The sequence below is a fragment of the Nonomuraea solani genome (assembly GCF_900108335.1).
Classification (GTDB): Bacteria; Actinomycetota; Actinomycetes; order Streptosporangiales; family Streptosporangiaceae; genus Nonomuraea; species Nonomuraea solani.
Genome location: NZ_FNVT01000005.1, coordinates 414577 through 432562 on the forward strand (window position 1 = coordinate 414577; position 17986 = coordinate 432562).

Sequence of the window (17986 nt, forward strand, 5' to 3'; positions counted from 1 at the left end):
GCAATGAGTTCGTTGACAGAAGCAAGAGTCTCTGAGGTCAGAGGCTTCAACCGGTTCTATACGAAGGTGATCGGCGCGCTCCAGGCAGGGATGCTCGACTCGCCCTACTCGCTGACCGAGGTCCGGGTGCTGTTCGAGCTCGCGCAGGGCGAGTTCATGGAGACCGGCGAGCTCAGGGGCCTGCTCGACCTGGACGCGGGCTACCTCAGCCGGCTCCTGACCCGTTTCGAGGCCGACGGGCTGGTCGCGCGGGAGCGTTCGGCGTCGGACGCGCGCAAGCAGCTCGTCCGGCTCACTCCGGCGGGGGCCGAGGTCTTCGCGGCGCTCGACAGGCGTTCCGCCGAGGAGATCGGGCGGCTGCTGTCCGGGCTGGCGGAGGAGGACCAGGAACGGCTGGTGTCGAGCATGGCGGCGATCCGGGCACTGCTCGGGGAGGGGCCGGCGCGGGAGCCGTACGTGATCAGGCCCCCGCGCACCGGCGACCTGGGCTGGGTGGTCTACCGGCACGGGGTGCTCTACGGCGCCGAGTACGGCTGGGGCACCGACTTCGAGCGGCTCGTCTCCAGGATCGTCGGCGACCTCGACTTCTCCCGCGACGCCGGCTGGATCGCCGAGGTGGACGGGGAGCGGGCCGGGTGCGTGTTCTTCGTCCGGCAGGACGAGACGACGGCCAAGCTGCGGATGCTCCTCGTCGAGCCGTCCGCCCGGGGGCTGGGGCTCGGGCGGCGGCTGGTGGAGGAGTGCCTGCGGCACGCGCGGGCCGAGGGGTGCAAGCGGATCGTGTTGTGGACGCGCGACTGCCTGGCCAGCGCGCGGCGCATCTACGAGGCGGCCGGGTTCGAGCTGGACTCGGAGGAGATGGGGATGGAGAACGGGATCGAGGTCATCGAGCAGATGTGGTCACGAGATCTCTAGTGGTGGTTCTCCTTTTCCGGGGCCACCAGTTGAGCGGGCCCGCCAGGCGCATCAGGCTGGGCACCAGCACGGCCCTGATCACGGTCGCGTCCACCAGCACCGCCACCGCCATGCCGACGCCCAGCATCTGCACGAACGACACCCGCGCGGTGGCGTAGGCGGCGAACGTGAGCGCCAGGATGCCACCGGCCGCCGTGATCAGCGGCGCGCCGCGCTGCAGTCCGGCGGCCACGGCCTGCTCGGTGTCGCCGGTCCTGTCGTACTCCTCCTTGATGCGGGACAGCAGGAACACCTCGTAGTCCATGGACAGGCCGTAGGCGACGCAGAGCATGAGGATCGGGATGCTGGGGTCGAGCGTGCCGGTCGCGGTGAAGCCGAGCACTCCCGACAGGTTGCCGTCCTGGAAGATCCACACGAGAGCGCCGAACATGACGGCGAGGCTGAGGACGTTCAGGAGGGTCGCCTTGATCGGGATGATGACGCTCCTCGTCATGAGGAACAGGATCACGAACGTCACGCCCAGCATGAGCGCCAGCACCAGGGGGAGGCGGTCCACGACGGAGGCGCGGTAGTCGGCCAGCTCGGCCGGGTAGCCGCCGACCAGGACCTCGAAGGGAGGTTCGACGGAGCGTACGGCTTCGACGAGGCGTACGGGGTCGTCGGCCAGGGCGGCGGCGGAGGGGACCACGGACAGCCAGGTGCCCTCTCCTTCGAATCTGGCCGGGTCGCCGTCGGCCACGCGGGCGCCGGCCGCGTACGAGCCCGCCGGCGAGTCCACCTGGGCGACGCCGGGGAGGCGGGACAGGGCGGTGGCGTACCCGGCGACGTCGCCCGTGGTCTTTGACACGAGCTGGATGGCGTCGGTCTCCTCCGCCGGGAAGGTCTGGCGGATGATCTCCTGGGTCTGCCGGGAGGAGGCCTCCGGGGGCAGGATGCGGTCGTCGGCCACGCCGAAGCGCAGGCCGAGGAAGGGTGCGGCGAGCACCAGCAGCAGCACCGTGGCCAGCCCGCCGGACAGGACCGGCCGGCGCATGACACCGAGGGCCAGAGCATGCCAGAAGCCCTCAGAACGCTCCGGCCTGTCGCTCTTGGGCAGGAGGGTGCCCCCGATCGTGGCGAGTACGGCGGGGAGCACGATGACGGCGGCGACCAGGCCGCCCGCGACGACGGCGATGCCGGCATAGGCGAAGGAGCGCAGGAAGTCGAAGGGCAGCGCGAACAGCACGGCCAGCGACGAGGCCACGGTGAGGCCGCTGAACAGCACGGTCCTGCCCGCGTGCTCGACGGCCCCGGCGACCGCGGCGGCCCGGTCCGCGCCGCGCCGGGTCTCCTCGCGGAAGCGCTGCACGACGAACAGGCAGTAGTCGATGCCGAGGCCGAGTCCCATGGCGAGGGTGAGGTTGAGGGCGAAGGTCGATATGTCGGCGAACGGCAGGACACCGGCGAGCAGGGCCAGGCCGAGCACCATCGCGTACACGCCGGCCAGGATCGGCACCAGGGCCGCCATGGCGCGCCGCTGGTAGAGCCAGAGCAGCACGAAGGCCAGCGGGAAGATGATCAGCTCGGCGCGGACGAAGTCCTGCCTGGCCAGGGGCACGGTCTCGCGGAAGACCTCTTCCCCTCCCCCGGCCCTGACGTCGAGCAGGGCCGTGCCCTTGGTGATCTCGGGGACGAGCCTGGGCAGCACCTGGGAGCGTACGTGGCCGGCGTCGCCGGGGATGCGGACGACGACGAGGGCACGCCTGCCGTCCTCGCTGCGCAGGGTGGCGGGCCGGCCCCGGGTCCAGTAGGAGTCGGCCTCGGCGACGCCCTCCGCGCGGCCGATCCTGGCGGTCAGCTCCCTGCCGGCGGCCTCGATCGCCGGGTCGTCCACGGTGCCGGTCCTGGCGGTGACCAGGAAGATCATGTCGGGGCTGCCCGTACCGAACCGCTCGGCCAGCTCGGCCTGCGCCCGGTCGGACTCCGAGCCCGGCGCCTCGAACCTGGACAGCGACAGCCCGGACACCGTCCCGGCCGCCAGCACGCCTGCGACGACCAGCAGGGCCAGGGCGAGGGAGAGGACGAGTTTGCGGCGGCGTACGAGGAGGAATCCGAGCCTGCGCAGGGCCGGTCGTTCCACCAGGGTCATGGCGATCTCCGAAAACTCGGTAAACTACTCGTGTTTCTGTCCGTTCCAGAAATACAAGTAAAAGCTCGTATTTGTCAACGAGGAGACCCATGGCTGAACGCACGGTCCGTCGGCAGGCGCGCGGCCTGAAGCGCATGGCCGAGATCCTCGACGCCGCCGAGTCGCTGATCGCCGAGGTCGGTTATCCGGAGCTGACGACGAACCAGGTCGCGGCGCGGGCGGGGATGTCGCCGGGGTCGCTGTACCAGTTCTTCCGGAACAAGGAGGAGATCCTGGACGGGCTGGTGGCCCGCTACACCGTCGACCGCCAGGAGTTCTGGGCCGCCCGGCTGGCCGCCGTCACGCCCGAGGTGCCGCTGGAGGCGCTGGTGGGGCAGCTCGTGGATGAGAGCGTGCGGTTCAAGAGCGAGTCGCCGGCGTACTGGTCGCTGCTGTACGGGACCGCCACCGGTGACCGGTTCGCGGCGGCCTCGCGGCGGCTGCACGAGGACATCGCCCGGCAGATCGCGGCCATGCTGCGGCGGCGCTCGCCCGAACTGTCCGAGGAGCGCGCCGCGCTGACCGGGACGATGGCGCTGGCCGTGGTGAAGGCAGTGATGCCGATGATCACCTCGGCGGCTTCACCTTCACCTTCGCCTTCGCCTTCGCCGGAGCGAGCCGCCGAGCTGATCGCGGAACTGAAGACGGTACTGGTGCGCTATCTCACCTGAGCCTCCGGGCCGGCCAGATGCGACCCTGAGCGGACAGGGTGCAGCCTTCAGGCCGGCCAAACACGGCGCCGGTCGATCAGGCGCGCTAGGCCGGGCCAGTCAGGCGCGGACCTGAGCGGCCAGGGTCCGACCTCCGATCCGGTCAGGCGCGGCCTTCGGGTCGGTCAGGGGCGGTCCTGGCGGTCATGGGCGACTCCCTCACCGGTCAGGTGCGGAACGGGCCGGTCACCTCGAACGTGTGGCCCTCCGTGCGGCCGCGCCTGGCCGAGAAGTAGAGCCGTTCCCCGTCCGGTGAGAACGCCAGCCCGGTCAGCTCGGCCCCGTCGTGCCCTTCGAGCCTGAGGAACGGGGTCACCGCCCGGTCCGGCGCGATGACGTCGATCTCGTTGCACTCCCTGGCGACGTAGAGGTCTCCGGAGGGGGCGGCGGTAATGGCGCGCACGCCTTCGCAGAGCCGGTCAAGCGTGGAGGTCTGGGCGTCGTAGGCCCACAGGCCGGTGTCGCCCTTCGTGGTGAAGTAGCAGACCCCGCCCGCGTAGTGGCACCCGTCGCCGCCGTCGAAGTGGCGGGCGTCCTCGACCTGGTGGCGGGCTGCCTTGAGCAGCGCCGCCGGCGAGGGCACCGGCCGCCAGTCGCCCGAGGAGCACAGGACTTCGAGCGTGCCCTCCGTCAGGTCACCCCAGTCGCCGGGCCGGAACCGGTAGAAGCAGCCGTCGGGCTCGTCCTCGGTCATGTAGATCACGCGCCGCTCCGGGTCACAGGCGGCGGCCTCGTGCTTGAAGCGGCCCATGGCCAGTCGGGGCCGGGCGGCGCGGGCGCCGTAGGGGTCGCATTCGAAGACGCGCCCCCGGTGGCCGAGCTCGCACGACAGCCAGGTGTGCCACGGCGTGGCGCCACCCGCGCAGTTGAGATCGGTGCCCGACAGGATCCGGTACGCGTCGGCGACACTGCCGTCGGCGCGAAAGCGCACCGCCGAGGCGCCACCGAGCAGGGGCAGCTCGGAGTTGGACACGTAGATCCAGCCGGCGCCGTCGGGAAAACAGGCACCGCCGTCGGGGGCGGCGTGCCAGGTCAGCCCGGCCACCTTGTGGCCGGAACGGGCCACCACCCGGCCGGTGAACCCGGAGGGCAGCGCGAGTGCGCCCTCGCCTGACAGGCCGAGCGGTCCGTACGGGCTGACGCCGCCCGGCACGAGCGGGCCCGTGCGGAGGAGAGTCTTGTGGGACATCGTGGGGCCTCCCTCTAGGTGCCACGCTAGTCGACCGCACCGACATGAATGGCAGGGACTCGCGACATCAAACTCTGCGCAAACCCCGGAACCCGCACCGCTCCCGGCAGCCGTACGGTCACCGTCCGTACGTCTGCGACCGGCACCCGGCCGGACCGCGAACCCGCTCCGGCGTCCCGTACCAGGAACACCACCCCGGGTCCGTTGCCTGCCGCGCCTGGATCAAGCGGCCGGTCCCCTCGTGACGGTCCGTGACAGTGGGGCCCCTTTCGCCTCCCGTTGGAACCGGGAGGCGGTGATATCACCGTGGCGGACGCGAACACGCCGACGGCATGCGAAAGCCCGGGCCACGGACCCGGGCCTGTCGCGGTACTTCCATGCTGGGCTGTCGCGATGCCCCAGCGCTGACGCTGTCACGGCGCCTCTACGCTGGGCCTGTCGCAATGCCTCAGCACTGACCCTGTCGCAATACCTCAGCGCTGGGCCTGGAACATCCAGTGCTGCTTGTCGATGTCCTGCGCGACGGCGATGAGCAAGTCCTGGGAGACCGGGTCGGGCTCGTCGGTGGCCCGGATGCGCTCGTACATGCGCTTGCTGATGCCGTCAAGGATGTCGGTGACGGTCGCCACGACCTTGCCGTCCTCCAGCCAGCCGCCCTCGGGCTGCTGAAGCCGGGTGGACTTGGCGATCGTGGCGGAACGGCCGTCCGGGTTGACGCCGAGGGCGACGGCGCGCTCGGCGATGGTGTCCATGTGGGTTCTGGCCAGGTCGGTGAGCTCGTCCAGCTGGAGGTGGATCGGGCGGAAGTGGGGTCCGATGAGGTTCCAGTGCGCCTGCTTGGCGACGAGCGAGAGGTCAATCAGATCGACCAGTGCTCCCTGCAGGGCTTCCGCGACGGTGTTCCTGGCATCGCCCTGGAGCGGACCGGTGATCGTAGCCATGTCGGAGTTCCTCCCCTTTGGTCGGACTTTTCCCTATTTAGAACGCTTTGGGGCCTGCGGTTCTTCCGACCCTCCGGAGTGCGCTCGTCGTTGACAGTGTAATAGTGACAGTGTCATTGTGAAGGTATGAGTGACACCTGGACCATCGGCGAACTGGCCGAGCACGCGGCGCGCGCGCTGCGCCTCGGCACGTCCCCGCCGACCGTCAACGGCCGGGTGCGTGATGTGCCCGGTGAGCGGCTGATCAGGTGGTATACAACGATCGGCCTGGTGGATCCGCCCCTGACCCGGCGCGGCAGAATCGCACGGTACGGGCGGCGGCACTTGCTGCAGCTCGTGGCCGTGAAGCGACTACAGGCGGCGGGCCGCTCGATCGCCGAGATCCAGACGGCGCTGACGGGGGCGACGGACCGCATGCTGGAGGCCGCCGCCCAACTGGGCGACACCCCGGCAACCGACCTGCCGGACGTGATGCCCCCGGGCGGCGTACCCGCCCAAGGCGCCCCTCCGGCACTGGACGGCCAGGGAACCCTTCCGGCGCGCGACGGCCAGGGAGCCTTGCCAGCGCTGGACGGCCATGCCGGGCCGGGCGGCGGCAGCGCGGCCCGTCACGACTTGGCGCCTCACGACTCGGCGCGACACGGCTCGGGGCGTCATGGCGCAGATGGTCACGGCGCGGGCAGTCACGACGCGCGGTTTAGAGGCGGGCGTGGCGATCGGGCCGCCGGTGGGAGCGGGCGGCCCGAGGAGGCGGCGCGGGGCCGGTTCTGGGCCGAGCGGCCAAGCGCTGGGCACACGTCGGGTGCCGAGCGGCCGGACGGCGCGACGGAGAACGCGGTCGCGCCCGGCGACACGGCGGCCCCGGCCGGCCTGACCCCGGACACGGCGATACCTGACAGCGCCATGACAGACCGCGCCCAGGCGGACGGCGCACCCGCAGGCGGCTCCGTGGTGGGCGGCAGGGTGTCGGATGTGGTGGTGGCAGGGGTCAGGTTGGGGGGTGGGGTGCGGCTGGTGTGGGACGCGGGTCGCGTTCCGTCCGAGGAGGACGTTCAGGCGATGCTGGCGGCGGCGGGGCCGTTGCTTGCGGTGCTCAAGGAGAGGGAGCTGATATGAGGATCACTTCGCTGGAGCCCGCCCGGTGCCTGCCGGTGCCGGACGCCGGGTTCGGCGCGCTGCTGACCGAGCGCGGCAACCTGCCGCTGGAGAGCGTGAACGTGGCGGCGAGCATTTCGGGGCTCATCGCCGGGGTCGAGGTCACGCAGGGGTTCAGGAATCCGTTCGACGTCACGCTGGAGGCGACGTACGTCTTCCCGCTGCCCGAACGGGCGGCGGTGACCGGGTTCCGGATGGAGGCCGACGACCGGGTGGTCGACGGCGTGCTGAAGGAGCGCGGGCAGGCCAGGGCGGACTACGACCAGGCGCTGCGTGAGGGGCGGCGGGCGGCGATCGCCGAGGAGGATCGGCCGGACGTGTTCACGATCAGGGTGGGGAACATCCTGCCCGGCGAGAGCGTGTCGGTCCGGCTGACCATGAGCCAGCCGCTGCCGTACGAGGACGGCGCGGCCACGTTCAGGTTCCCGCTGGTCGTGGCGCCCCGGTACATTCCGGGCACCCCGATCGACGGCCCGCCGGCCGGGGACGGGACGGCGCCCGACACCGACGCGGTCCCCGACGCCTCCAGGATCAGCCCGCCCGTCCTGCTGCCCGGCTTCCCCAACCCCGTGCGGCTCTCGCTGACCGCGAGCGTCGACGCCGCCGGGCTGGAGCTGCGCGAGCTGGCCTCCAGCCTGCACGTGGTGGAAGAACAGGGCCACACGGTACGCCTCCAGCCCGGCGAACGTCTCGACCGCGACTTCATCCTGCGGCTGTCGTTCGACGCCTCCACGTCGTTGCAGTTCGACGGCCAGGGGACGTTCGCGCTGACCGTCGTACCGCCGCCGCTGCAGGCCACGCGCGCGCCACGCGACCTGGTGCTGCTGCTCGACCGGTCCGGCAGCATGAGCGGCTGGAAGATGGTCTGCGCCCGCCGGGCCGCCGCGCGCATCGTCGACACGCTGACGCCGCAGGATCGGTTCGCGGTGCTGGCGTTCGACTCGGTGGTGGAGCAGGCGTTCGAGGGGATGGCGGAGGCGTCCGACCGCAACCGGTACCGGGCGGTCGAGCACCTCGCCCGTGTCGACGCCAGGGGCGGCACCGAACTGCTCGAACCGCTACGCCAGGCCATCGCCCTGCTGGGTGGCCGGAGCGAGCGGGAACGTGTCGTGGTGCTGGTCACCGACGGCCAGGTGGGCAACGAGGACCAGATCCTGGAGCAGGCGGGCGGCGCGCTGTCGGCCATGCGCGTGCACACGGTCGGCATCGACCGGGCGGTGAACGCCGGGTTCCTCGGCCGGCTCGCCGGGCTCGGGGCGGGCCGGTGCGAGCTGGTCGAGTCGGAGGACCGGCTCGACGCCGCCATGGAGCACATCCACCGCCGCATCGGCGCTCCCCTGGTCACCGACGTGTCCCTCAAGGGGCTCGATGTTGAAGCCGGTACGGTCACCCATCTCGGCTCGATCTTCCCCGGGGTGCCGTTGCGCGTGTACGGGCGTTACCGCGAGGGATCCTCGCTGACCGTACGCGGCATGGCGGCCGGTGGGCCCTGGGAGGAGCAGGTCGCGGGCGTGACCGTGGACAATCCGGCCATCCGGGCGGTGTGGGCGAGGGCGCACCTTCGGGAGCTCGAAGACCGGTACGCCATGGGCGAGCACGACCTGGAGCAGCAGATCGTACGGGCCTCGCTGGAGCACGGGGTGCTCTGCCGGTTCACCGCTTACGTGGCCATCGACACCCGGCAGGTGGCCGACGGCGTGCCCGAGCACCACGTCATCCAGCCGGTGGAGCCGCCCAGCGGGTGGGAGATGCCGATGGCGCCACCGATGGCGGGCGGCTTCGCGGCCACCGCGATGCTGGCCGCCGCGCCGGTGTCCGCTCGCCGGATGCGGGCGCCCGGGGGCGGCTTCAGCTCGGCCGACCTGGACCAGGGGTTCACGGGCGGCGGCGGAGCCGGCGCACTGCCGGCGCCCGGCCCCGCAGCCGCACCAGGCGGCAGGCCCGGGTCTGGGCCGGAGTTCGGCGGGCCGGTGCGGTCGATGCCCGGGCAGCCGGCCATGCCTCCTCCCGTGGCGCCCGCTCCGGTGGTGCCCGGGAGTACCGGGCATGGACGCGCGGCCGGGACGCGACTGGAGTCGGTCAGGCCGCAACTGGTGGCCGAACTGGACCGGCTGAAGGCTCTGCCGGGCCCGGACGTGCTGTACCTGGCCGACCTGGGGACCCGTCTGGGTGCGCTGGCGGCCTACCTGGGCGGGAACGAGGCCCTGGAGGCGCTGGCCAGGGAACTGGAGGCGGCCGAACGACCGGGAGCGGACGCGAAGGCCCTGCACGACCGGGCCATCGAGGTCCTCACCGCGCTCGCCGGTGACACCGGCACACCTCCCACCACACCGCCCGACGATCGCGGCGGCCGCCGAGGGCCGTTCTGGAAGCGCACCTGATCAACACCATCCAGCCCGGCACCGGGAGGGACGGCCACCACCACGGTGACCGCCCCTCCCCCACAGCCACCACCTCACAGATGCCGGACATGGGGGCACCCGCGCGAATGGCCGCGTGAGGCGGGCGTACCGGTGAAGCGGGCGTGCCGTACGGGACCTCGACGAGCGGCTCACCGACGCGGCGGTGCGGGACGTGCCGTCGCATCGGCGGGCCCTGGCGCGCACCGCGTCCATCCCCCTCCCCCAGTGATCGTGACGCACCCCCGAATTACCCCGACGGGCGTCTATCCGAGCCGGTCAGGCTGTTCTATCGTCCACATCATGGCGACCCCTCGCGCCCCGCTCCGCTTCGTCGAAGCGGTGTCGGCCACCGTCTCGGAGAGCACGAAGAGCGGCTTCTTCTTCGACTACGACGGCACCATCGCGCCGATCATGCGAGATCCCGCCGCCGTGTTCCCGGTGGCGGGCGCGCTGGCCCGGCTGGAGGTGCTGTCGAACCTGGTGAGCAGGGTCGCCATCGTCTCCGCCCGCCCGGCCGCCTTCCTGTGCGACCGTTTCTCGGGCCTGCCCGGCGTCCACCTCTTCGGCCTGTACGGCATGCAGACCGTCGTCGACGGCGAGGTGCGTACGGACGCCGACGCGCAACCCTGGGCCCCGGTCATGCGCGGCCTGGCCGCCGACGCCGCCCGCGAACTGCCCGGCGGCGTCCTGGTGGAGGACAAGGCGCTGCTGGTCTCGCTGCACTACCGCGCGGCCCCGTCCCTGCGTACGGCGGTGGAGCGGTGGGCCTCGGGCAAGGCGGCGGAGCTGGGCCTGCGGGAACAGTACGGCCGGATGGTCGTCGATCTGCGACCCCCGGTGGAGCGCGACAAGGGCACGATCATCGAGCACGAGACCGAGTCGCTCACCCGCGCCTGGTACTTCGGCGACGACCTCTCCGACGCCCGCGCCTTCGACGCGCTGCGCGGCCGGGAACGGCGGGACCCGGCGTTCATGGGCGTCGCGGTCGCGGTGGCCAACGACGAGGTGGGCGACGAGCTGATCCGCGGGGCGGACTTCACGGCCGGGTCTCCCGAGGACGTCCCCGCCATGCTCGACCACGTGATCGGCGCGTTCCCGGGACCTCCGGCGGGCTCATACGCTGGATAAGTGACGACACTTGTCCTGGACGGGGGCCTGGCCACCCGGCTCGAACGCCTCGGCGCCGACCTGAGCGACGACCTGTGGTCGGCGCGGCTGCTCCTGGAGGAGCCCGGGCTGATCCGGCGGGCGCACGCCGACTACTTCGCGGCGGGCGCCGACGTGGCCACGACCGCCAGCTACCAGGCCACGTTCCCCGGCTTCGCGCGGCGCGGGCTGGACGCGGCGGAGGCCGGGCGGCTGATGCGGCTGTCGGTGGAGCTGGCCGGGCAGGCCCGCGACGAGGCGGGGCGGGGACTGGTGGCGGCCTCGGTGGGCCCGTACGGCGCCTATCTGGCCAACGGCGCCGAATACACCGGCGACTACGGCCTCGACGAGGACGGCCTGTACGCCTGGCACCTGCCGCGCTGGGAGGTGCTCGCCGAGGCGGGAGCCGACCTGCTGGCCTGCGAGACGATCCCGTCCTACCCGGAGGCGCGGGCGCTGGCCCGGCTGCTGGCGGCCACGCCGGGGGTCAAGGCGTGGATCAGCTTCTCGTGCCGTGACGATGAGCGGCTCAACGACGGCTCGCCGATCGTCGAGGCGGCCGCCCTGTTCGGCGGGAATCCGCAGGTGGTGGCCGTCGGCGTGAACTGCACGGCGCCGCGGCACATCCCCGGGCTGATCGCGCGCCTGTCCGGCGGGCTGCCCGTGGTGGTCTATCCCAACTCGGGCGAGACGTGGGACGCCGCCGCCCGCCGATGGACCGGGCTGACCGAGCCGGGTGAATACGGCGAGGCGGCCGAGGAGTGGCGGCGGGCGGGCGCGTCGCTGATCGGCGGCTGCTGCCGGACGACACCCGAGCACATCAGGCAGATCCGCGCCCACCTGTCCTGAGCCTTCACGTACGTGGACCCGCGCGGGGCCCACGTACGTGATGAGCGCTACGCCGTGGCGGTGGCGCGGCGGCGGCCGAGGACGTTGTCGAGCGCCAGCGCCCCGCCCCCCGTGAAGCCGATCGCCAGACTGGCGGCGGCCAGCGCCAGGACGAACTCGTAACCGCCTTCGCCGGCCGCGAACCCGTTCGCCGCGTGCACGAAGACGATGGCCCCCACCATGTTGAGCGCCAGCAGCGTGCCGACGATCGGCAGCGCCACGCCCAGGATCAGGGCCAGCCCGCCCGCGACCTCCAGCACGGCCACGGCGGGCGCGGCCACGCCGGCCAGCGGGATGCCGGCGGACTCGAAGAACTTGGTGGTGCCCGCGATCCCCATGGTCGCGAACTTCTGGTAGCCGTGCACCAGGAAGATCACCCCGATGGCGATCCTCGCGAGCAATAGCACGACGGGACGCGCCTGGTCGACCATGCGGCCTCCTCCATCAGTCGTTCAGATTTGAACGACAACTCTAGCAGTGATGTTCAAATCTGAACGACAAGTAGAATGAATCGGTGACGAACCCCCGATGGCTAGACGCGACGGAGATGGCCGCGTGGCGCGCCTTCCTGTCCACCTCCCACCTGCTGGAGCGCCGGATCGAGGAGCAGCTCAAGGCCGCGGCGGGGCTGACACATCCGCAGTACGAGATCCTGGTGCGCCTGTCCGACGCCCCGGATCACTCGATGCGCATGACCGAGCTGGCCAGGGGCGTCGTGGTGTCGAAGAGCGCGCTGACGTACCAGATCACCCAGCTTGAGAAGGCCGGTCTGGTGAAGCGGGCGACCTGCCCGTCCGACGAGCGGGGCGTGCTGGCGGTGCTCACCGACGCCGGCCTGCGCTGTCTGGAGCGGGTGGCGCCGGGGCACGTGGGGGTCGTGCGGGCCTACCTGATCGACCAGCTCAACCGTGAGGAGCTGGAGGCCATGACGACCGCGATGCGCAAGACGGAAGAGGTCTTACGCGCCGGCTAGCCCTTGGCGGCCCGCGCGGCGCGCTCCATCTCGACCCGGGCGCTGGCGGCGTATTTGTCGACGTATTCCTGCCCGGACAGCTCCATCAGCGCGTACATGATCTCGTCGGTCACCGCGCGCAGCACCAGCCGGTCGTCCTCCATGCCGTAGTAGCGGGAGAAGTCGAGCGGCTTGCCGAACCTGACGCCCGGCTTGATGCCGAGCTTGGGCAGCGGCCGCCCCGGCGGCATCATCTCGTAGGTGTTGACCATGGCCCACGGGATCACCGGCACCCGCGACTCCAGGGCCAGCCGGGCCACGCCGGTCTTGCCCTTGTAGAGGCGGCCGTCGGGCGATCGGGTGCCCTCGGGATAGATGCCCAGGATGTGCCCCTCGCGCAGAATGCGCAGCCCGGTGCGCAGCGCCGCCTCGCTGGCCTTGCCGCCGGAGCGGTCGATCGGCACCGTGCCCACCCCGCTGAAGAACAGCCGGGTGAAGAAGCCCTTGATGCCGCGGCCGGTGAAGTAGTCGGCCTTGCCCAGCGAGATCACCTTGCGGCGGATCTGCAGCGGGCCGAAGAAATGGTCGGCGAAGGACAGGTGATTGCCGGCCAGGATCGCCGGACCCTGTTTCGGCACGTTGTCGGCGCCCTCGGTCCACGGCCTGAAGACGAGGTGGAGGATCGGCCCCAAGATGGCCTTGACCACCCAGTAGAACACCCTGGCACCTCTTCCTCAGCACTTCGTCGGGCGAGCAGAGTCATCTTCCCATCTCGATGGCCATGCTCCTACATCAGCTCTCGCACAAACACCCTAGAACGTGCGACGATCGGGCCGTTCTGGTGGAAATTGCCGGAATGAAACAGCATGGAGGAGCTGTTATGCCGCTCATGCCAGGCGCGGAGCCGTACCACCACGATGCGGGCCAGATCGGTGTCCTGCTCTGCCACGGGTTCACGGGCACACCGCAGTCACTACGGCCGTGGGGCGAATATCTGGCCGGTCAGGGGATCAGCGTGTCGCTGCCCCGCCAGCCGGGCCACGGGACAAAGTGGCAGGAGATGAACCGCACACGCTGGGAGGACTGGTACGCCGAAGTCGAAAAGGCGTTCGCGGACCTCCAGGGGCGTTGCGCGGAGGTGTTCGTGGCGGGCCTGTCGCTGGGCGGTTGCCTGGCGCTGCGGCTCGCCGAGGTGCACGGCACGGCGATCAGGGGCGTGATGGTGGTCAATCCGTCGATCGCCAACGACGTGCCGCTGATGAGGCTGGCCCCGTTGCTCAAATGGTTCGTGCCGTCGGTGCCGGGCGTCGCCAACGACGTCAAGAAGCCCGGCGTGACCGAGCTGGCCTACACTCGCACTCCGGTGAAGGCGGCCGCGTCGCTGCCCGGGCTGTGGTCGCTGGTGCAGGCCGACCTGGCGAAGGTGACACAGCCGCTGCTGGTCTTCCACAGTGTGGAGGATCACGTGGTCAAGCCCACGAGTGTCGCGATCATCCGTGAGAAGGTCCCTCAGGCCACGATCGAGGAGCTTACCGATAGCTACCATGTTGCGACGCTGGACAACGATGCCGACAGGATCTTTGCCGGAAGCCTCGACTTCATCCGGACACATGCCTCGGTACCCTTGCAGAGGGACTGATCGCACCCAGGGGGAAGTCGCGATCGTTGCGGAGAGGCCCATCTAGGTGACGCGCCAGAGTGACGAGGACGAGGTCTGGCGGCAGATCGTCGCGTCCTTCAACGACACGGCCGAGCGCGACTCGGCCGATCAGCCATGGCCCGACAGCGAGAACATCCCCGTCGAGCCCATGCGCCGGGTGGTCAAACCGCCCGAGGAGGAAGAGCTCGACACGGAGGACGACGAGCCTCGCGACGAGGGCGACGACGAGGAGGAGGGCGAAGGCCACTTCACGCCTCCGCCGCCGCCTCCGCTGCCCAAGCTCGACATAGCGACCAAGCTGGCGTGGGTGGCGTTGTTCGGCGGGCCGGCCTATCTCCTGGTGGCGGCGATGGCGAGCTGGCACATGGAGGGCTGGGCGCTGTTCACGGCGGTGGCGGCGTTCATCGGCGGGTTCGTGGCGCTGGTGGTCCGCATGGGCGACGGCCCGCCGTCCAACGACTCCGGCTGGGACGACGGCGCCGTACTTTAAGACTTCGAGACTTTAAGACTTCGGGGCTTGAGGACTCGGGGCTTGAGGACTTCGGGGCTCTAGCTTTTCGAGGTGGTCGTTTTCGGGGCGAACGTCTCCACCACGTCGGTGTAGCGGTCGGCGGTGTCGACCGCGTGCCCCACCGCCCAGACCGTGCCCTTGCCCGCGAGATAGGCCACCGACTGCAGGCGCACACTGTTCCTGCCCGGCTTGGCCCCGCCCCTGATGGCCTCGCAATCGCTCTTCACACACCGCATCATGTACGGCTCCGCCGCCCGCGACGGATCGTAACCGGTGATCCAGTAGCGGCCCTTGCCGTCGCCCGTCACCCCGTAGAGCCGCGCCTCGGACCCGGGCAGCCGCAGCTCCCGCCAGCGCTTGCCGTTCCAGGTGAGCACGAGCGGCTCGATGTCGCCGGGCCCGTTGTAGACCCCGCCCACGGCCACCGCCCGCTTGGAGCTGTCGACCTGCACGTCGCGCAGGTAGCCGCCGGGGATGGAGGGCACCGGCATGGACTTCCACGCACCGTCGGAGTAGTGCATGACCAGCGGCTCGGTGCCGGTGTCGCCCACGGCGAACCCGCCGCCCACCGCGTAGAGGCCGCCCTTCTCCTTGGTCTCCTGCACGGTCCAGGAGTTGCCCTGGCCGGTGAGGATGAGCCCATGCTCGTCGCGCGAGCCGACCACCACGACCTTGCCCGACTTGGCGTCGACGCCGCCGACCCAGTCTCCGGCGCGCAGCCCCTGCGGCCTGACCCGGTCGAACCCGGTCATGTCGCCGCGTGCCACGTAGGGCAGCCCGTCGTGCCCGTCGCCGACCGCCCACACCTCGGAGGAGGAGACGGCGGCCAGCCCGCGCAGGTTGCCCGCGGCCGTGGCGTCGCGCACGGGGACCTCGGTCCACCTGGCGCCGTCCCAGTGGCGGATGCTGCCGCGGTTCTTCCAGACGTCCCAGATCTCCTGCTGGCCCACCGCCCACACGTCGCTCGACGAGATCGCGAGCACGTCGGACAGGGAGCCGTCGGCCTGGAGGCGCACGCTGGTCGACTGCTGCCACGCCTCGATCGTGGCGGGGCGCGGATCGGCATGCGCGGCGGGCGTGACCTGCGTCAAGGCCACGGACGTCGCCAAGATCAAGGAGAGCGCACGCCGCTGAGAGCGACGGGTCATGAGGAAATGCTACGGGCTGGAGAGCCCGTTTTTCGCTCTAGTGCCCAACTCGCAACTCCGCGCCGTGCTCGACCCGCAACTCCGCGACGACCGGAAGGTGGTCGCTGGCGGCGGCCAGATCGGCGATCGAGGCGTCCGCTCCCCCGCACGAGACGACCCGCGCTTCGCGCTCCGCGAACACGCCGTCGATGCGCGCGGACGGGCTCCGCGACGGGAAGGTCAGGCCGTCGCCCTTGGGCGCGACGGCGTAGCAGTCGGCCGCCCGCCCGGCGAGAAAGCGCCAGGCCGGCCGGTCTTCCCGCTCATTGACGTCGGCTCCGAGCACGATCACGGCCTCGTACGCGGCCGCCACATCCTCCATGATCGCCATGGCCTCGGCGGCGTGATGTGCCCTGGCGGACCCGTTGAGGTCGAGGTGCAGCGAGCCGACGGCCAGCCGCGCGTCCCCGGCCGCCACCACGGCCACGGCCAGGAAGCGCCGCTCCAGCCCGGCGAAGGCCCGCAGGGCGTGGGTGCCGGCGTGCAGCACACGGGCCCGCTTCCCGACGTACACCGCCGTGCCCCCGGCCCGGTCCTGCGTGGCCTGGCGCAGCCCCGTGGCCGCGCCCAGGGCCCGGCGCCTGGCCCGCCAGCGCAGGAACCCGGGCGCCTCCTGCACGCACAGCGCGTCGGCGCGCATGGCGGTGACGACCCTGGTCAGCGCGGGCACGCTGTCGCGCAGCCCGTGCAGGTTGTAGGTCGCGACCCTGATCGTCACGTACGGCGGCTTCTAGCGCTGCCTGGCCAGGTCGGCGGCGCCCACCACGCCGGCGGAGGCGCCCAGTTCGGCCAGCCGGATCTCGGCGAGCGGGCGGTGCCCGCGCCCGGTGAGCCGTTCGGCGAACGCCTCTCTGGCCCGGTCGATGAACAGGTCGGCGGCACGTGAGACGCCGCCGCCGACGATGAAGCAGCCGGGGTCGAGGATGGCGGCCATGTCGGCCATGCCCTGGCCGAGCCAGTCGGCCAGCGACGCGAAGGCGGCCAGCGACGCCTCGTCGCCCAGCCGCGCGGCCTCGGTCACCTCCTCGCCCTCGATCTTGCCGCCGGCCAGCCCGAGCAGTGTCCGGGCCCGCTCCGGCTCGGCCTCGGCGATCCGCCTGGCCTCTTTGACGAGGGACTGGCCGCTGGCATATTGCTCCCAGCAGCCGATGTTGCCGCACCCGCAGGGCCGCCCGCCGGGCAGGACCTGCATGTGGCCCAGCTCCGCGCCCATGCCCCAGCGGCCCCGGTAGAGGGCGCCGTCGAAGACCAGGCCGCCGCCGATACCGGTGCCGAGCGTCAGGCAGGCCACGTGGGACTGCCCCCTGCCCGCGCCGAACCGGGTCTCGCCCCAGGCCATGGCGTTGGCGTCGTTCTCGACCACGACCGGCAGGCCGACGAGGCCGCTGATCTTCTTCTGCAGCGGCTCCTCGCGCCAGGCGAGGTTGGGGGCGAAGCGCACCATCGACCGGGTCTCGTCGACGAAACCCGCCGCGCCCACCCCGACGGCCTCGATCCGCCTGCCTTCGGACAGCTCGCGAACGACGTCGGCCACCGTCTCGGCCACCACGTCCGGGCGGTCGGCGGCGGTGGGCCGCAGCGTGTGTTCGACGATCTCACCGTGGTCGTCGACCACACCCGCGGCCACCTTGGTCCCGCCGATGTCGACACCGATCGTGAGCATTGCCCCGTGTCTCCTATCCCAGATCTATGTGTTCCACGTCATCGCCGCGGTCGCGACGGTCACGATCATCACGCTGCCCACTCTGCCCGCGCGGCGCCGGCCTGCTCAACGCGTCGAACGCGCCTCTGACGGCGGCGAACAGCTCGCCGCCCGCGGCCACGAGATGCCCCGTCACGTCGGAGCCCGACTCACGCTGCGCCGCGATCGCCCGGCACACCGGGCAGGCGCGGCAGATGTACTCGTCGTGGGTGTCGGACACGGCCTCCTCCCACACGTCACGCTCCCTGCGGCCGCCACCGCCGGTGAAGGAGTTGAACACGCTCTTCCCGACCTGGCGGGTGGCCCGCCCCTGGATCGAGTCGAACAGCTTGCGTGCCTCGTCGGCGACGGTCCCGATCGGGTCCCTGTTCTGATCCCGGTTCTGATCCCGGTTCTGATCTCTGCCGGCGCTTCGCTCATTGTTCTCGGTCATCTGGCCCTCCCTGCGTATGGGTCGCTCT

General features: G+C 71.3%; 19 protein-coding genes. 9 read left to right on the top strand and 10 right to left on the bottom strand.

Annotated elements, in window-relative coordinates; genetic code table 11:
• Positions 1-3 precede the first annotated feature (3 nt).
• On the top strand, positions 4-915 hold the full coding sequence (locus tag C4V41_RS21595; protein WP_200824125.1) for a bifunctional helix-turn-helix transcriptional regulator/GNAT family N-acetyltransferase: 912 nt from the start codon (positions 4-6) through the stop codon (positions 913-915).
• Here C4V41_RS21595 and C4V41_RS21600 read toward each other — a convergent pair.
• Positions 884-3043: an MMPL family transporter gene (locus C4V41_RS21600; protein WP_103957692.1), complete on the bottom strand. Its 2160-nt coding sequence runs from the start codon at positions 3041-3043 to the stop codon at positions 884-886. The two genes, C4V41_RS21595 and C4V41_RS21600, sit on opposite strands and share 32 nt — an antisense overlap.
• An 89-nt stretch (positions 3044-3132) precedes the next feature.
• Between C4V41_RS21600 and C4V41_RS21605 the strand changes: the two genes are divergently transcribed.
• Positions 3133-3753: a TetR/AcrR family transcriptional regulator gene (locus C4V41_RS21605; RefSeq protein ID WP_103957693.1), complete on the top strand. Its 621-nt coding sequence runs from the start codon at positions 3133-3135 to the stop codon at positions 3751-3753.
• A 205-nt stretch (positions 3754-3958) separates the two neighbouring features.
• Here the strand turns inward: C4V41_RS21605 and C4V41_RS21610 are convergent, their stop codons facing one another.
• Together C4V41_RS21610 and C4V41_RS21615 are read right to left on the bottom strand one after the other, a co-directional pair.
• Positions 3959-4981 carry an alkaline phosphatase PhoX gene (locus C4V41_RS21610; protein ID WP_103957694.1) on the bottom strand — a complete coding sequence of 341 codons (1023 nt, stop codon included), beginning with the start codon at positions 4979-4981 and terminating at the stop codon, positions 3959-3961.
• Between the two features lie 473 nt (positions 4982-5454).
• Positions 5455-5922, bottom strand: coding sequence for a Dps family protein (locus tag C4V41_RS21615; RefSeq protein ID WP_103957695.1), 468 nt, complete (start codon positions 5920-5922; stop codon positions 5455-5457).
• 126 nt (positions 5923-6048) lie between these two features.
• Between C4V41_RS21615 and C4V41_RS21620 the strand changes: the two genes are divergently transcribed.
• The 4 genes from C4V41_RS21620 (at position 6049) to mmuM (ending at position 11474) form a co-directional block, all read left to right on the top strand.
• Positions 6049-7038 carry a MerR family transcriptional regulator gene (locus C4V41_RS21620; RefSeq protein WP_103957696.1) on the top strand — a complete coding sequence of 330 codons (990 nt, stop codon included), beginning with the start codon at positions 6049-6051 and terminating at the stop codon, positions 7036-7038.
• A complete protein-coding gene (locus tag C4V41_RS21625) occupies positions 7035-9458 on the top strand; it encodes a VIT domain-containing protein (protein ID WP_103957697.1) in 2424 nt (807 codons plus the stop codon). Before C4V41_RS21620 ends, C4V41_RS21625 begins: the two co-directional genes overlap by 4 nt.
• A 321-nt stretch (positions 9459-9779) precedes the next feature.
• Positions 9780-10607 (top strand): trehalose-phosphatase, encoded by an 828-nt coding sequence (gene otsB / locus C4V41_RS21630; protein WP_103957698.1) that lies wholly within the window; start codon positions 9780-9782, stop codon positions 10605-10607.
• Positions 10608-11474, top strand: coding sequence for a homocysteine S-methyltransferase (gene mmuM, locus C4V41_RS21635; RefSeq protein WP_103957699.1), 867 nt, complete (start codon positions 10608-10610; stop codon positions 11472-11474).
• A 47-nt stretch (positions 11475-11521) separates the two neighbouring features.
• Here the strand turns inward: mmuM and C4V41_RS21640 are convergent, their stop codons facing one another.
• Positions 11522-11944 carry a DoxX family protein gene (locus C4V41_RS21640; RefSeq protein WP_103957700.1) on the bottom strand — a complete coding sequence of 141 codons (423 nt, stop codon included), beginning with the start codon at positions 11942-11944 and terminating at the stop codon, positions 11522-11524.
• Between the two features lie 83 nt (positions 11945-12027).
• Here C4V41_RS21640 and C4V41_RS21645 point away from each other — a divergent pair, with 83 nt between their 5' ends.
• Entirely contained in the window at positions 12028-12486 is a 459-nt protein-coding gene (locus tag C4V41_RS21645; RefSeq protein ID WP_103957701.1) for a MarR family winged helix-turn-helix transcriptional regulator, read from the top strand.
• On the opposite strand, the gene C4V41_RS21650 is transcribed toward C4V41_RS21645, so the two are convergent.
• Positions 12483-13184 carry a lysophospholipid acyltransferase family protein gene (locus tag C4V41_RS21650; RefSeq protein WP_103957702.1) on the bottom strand — a complete coding sequence of 234 codons (702 nt, stop codon included), beginning with the start codon at positions 13182-13184 and terminating at the stop codon, positions 12483-12485. The genes C4V41_RS21645 and C4V41_RS21650 overlap by 4 nt on opposite strands.
• Before the next feature lie 68 nt (positions 13185-13252).
• Entirely contained in the window at positions 13253-13414 is a 162-nt protein-coding gene (locus C4V41_RS63075) for a hypothetical protein (protein WP_200824153.1), read from the bottom strand.
• Here C4V41_RS63075 and C4V41_RS21655 point away from each other — a divergent pair.
• Entirely contained in the window at positions 13346-14104 is a 759-nt protein-coding gene (locus C4V41_RS21655) for an alpha/beta hydrolase (protein ID WP_103957703.1), read from the top strand. The two genes, C4V41_RS63075 and C4V41_RS21655, sit on opposite strands and share 69 nt — an antisense overlap.
• 46 nt (positions 14105-14150) lie before the next feature.
• Positions 14151-14615 (top strand): hypothetical protein, encoded by a 465-nt coding sequence (locus C4V41_RS61950; protein WP_160150352.1) that lies wholly within the window; start codon positions 14151-14153, stop codon positions 14613-14615.
• Between the two features lie 59 nt (positions 14616-14674).
• Here C4V41_RS61950 and C4V41_RS21665 read toward each other — a convergent pair whose 3' ends face one another.
• From C4V41_RS21665 to C4V41_RS21680, 4 genes are read right to left on the bottom strand one after another with little or no spacing between them, the layout of a single operon-like run.
• On the bottom strand, positions 14675-15784 hold the full coding sequence (locus tag C4V41_RS21665; RefSeq protein ID WP_235030289.1) for a hypothetical protein: 1110 nt from the start codon (positions 15782-15784) through the stop codon (positions 14675-14677).
• Between the two features lie 37 nt (positions 15785-15821).
• Complete coding sequence (locus C4V41_RS21670; protein WP_103957704.1) at positions 15822-16541, bottom strand: endonuclease/exonuclease/phosphatase family protein; 720 nt, start codon at positions 16539-16541, stop codon at positions 15822-15824.
• A gap of 12 nt (positions 16542-16553) precedes the next feature.
• Positions 16554-17486 (bottom strand): ROK family glucokinase, encoded by a 933-nt coding sequence (locus C4V41_RS21675; RefSeq protein ID WP_103957705.1) that lies wholly within the window; start codon positions 17484-17486, stop codon positions 16554-16556.
• 13 nt (positions 17487-17499) lie between these two features.
• Complete coding sequence (locus C4V41_RS21680) at positions 17500-17958, bottom strand: DUF5304 family protein (RefSeq protein ID WP_103957706.1); 459 nt, start codon at positions 17956-17958, stop codon at positions 17500-17502.
• Positions 17959-17986: the final 28 nt, after the last annotated feature.

What these genes read in the sequence shown, in the direction of transcription:
- C4V41_RS21595 (WP_200824125.1), top strand. Translation starts at nt 4, where the DNA reads ATGAGTTCGTTGACAGAAGCAAGAGTCTCTGAGGTCAGAGGCTTCAAC.
- C4V41_RS21600 (WP_103957692.1), bottom strand. Translation starts at nt 3,043, where the DNA reads ATGACCCTGGTGGAACGACCGGCCCTGCGCAGGCTCGGATTCCTCCTC.
- C4V41_RS21605 (WP_103957693.1), top strand. Translation starts at nt 3,133, where the DNA reads ATGGCTGAACGCACGGTCCGTCGGCAGGCGCGCGGCCTGAAGCGCATG.
- C4V41_RS21610 (WP_103957694.1), bottom strand. Translation starts at nt 4,981, where the DNA reads ATGTCCCACAAGACTCTCCTCCGCACGGGCCCGCTCGTGCCGGGCGGC.
- C4V41_RS21615 (WP_103957695.1), bottom strand. Translation starts at nt 5,922, where the DNA reads ATGGCTACGATCACCGGTCCGCTCCAGGGCGATGCCAGGAACACCGTC.
- C4V41_RS21620 (WP_103957696.1), top strand. Translation starts at nt 6,049, where the DNA reads ATGAGTGACACCTGGACCATCGGCGAACTGGCCGAGCACGCGGCGCGC.
- C4V41_RS21625 (WP_103957697.1), top strand. Translation starts at nt 7,035, where the DNA reads ATGAGGATCACTTCGCTGGAGCCCGCCCGGTGCCTGCCGGTGCCGGAC.
- otsB (WP_103957698.1), top strand. Translation starts at nt 9,780, where the DNA reads ATGGCGACCCCTCGCGCCCCGCTCCGCTTCGTCGAAGCGGTGTCGGCC.
- C4V41_RS21640 (WP_103957700.1), bottom strand. Translation starts at nt 11,944, where the DNA reads ATGGTCGACCAGGCGCGTCCCGTCGTGCTATTGCTCGCGAGGATCGCC.
- C4V41_RS21655 (WP_103957703.1), top strand. Translation starts at nt 13,346, where the DNA reads ATGCCGCTCATGCCAGGCGCGGAGCCGTACCACCACGATGCGGGCCAG.
- C4V41_RS21665 (WP_235030289.1), bottom strand. Translation starts at nt 15,784, where the DNA reads ATGACCCGTCGCTCTCAGCGGCGTGCGCTCTCCTTGATCTTGGCGACG.
- C4V41_RS21675 (WP_103957705.1), bottom strand. Translation starts at nt 17,486, where the DNA reads ATGCTCACGATCGGTGTCGACATCGGCGGGACCAAGGTGGCCGCGGGT.
- C4V41_RS21680 (WP_103957706.1), bottom strand. Translation starts at nt 17,958, where the DNA reads ATGACCGAGAACAATGAGCGAAGCGCCGGCAGAGATCAGAACCGGGAT.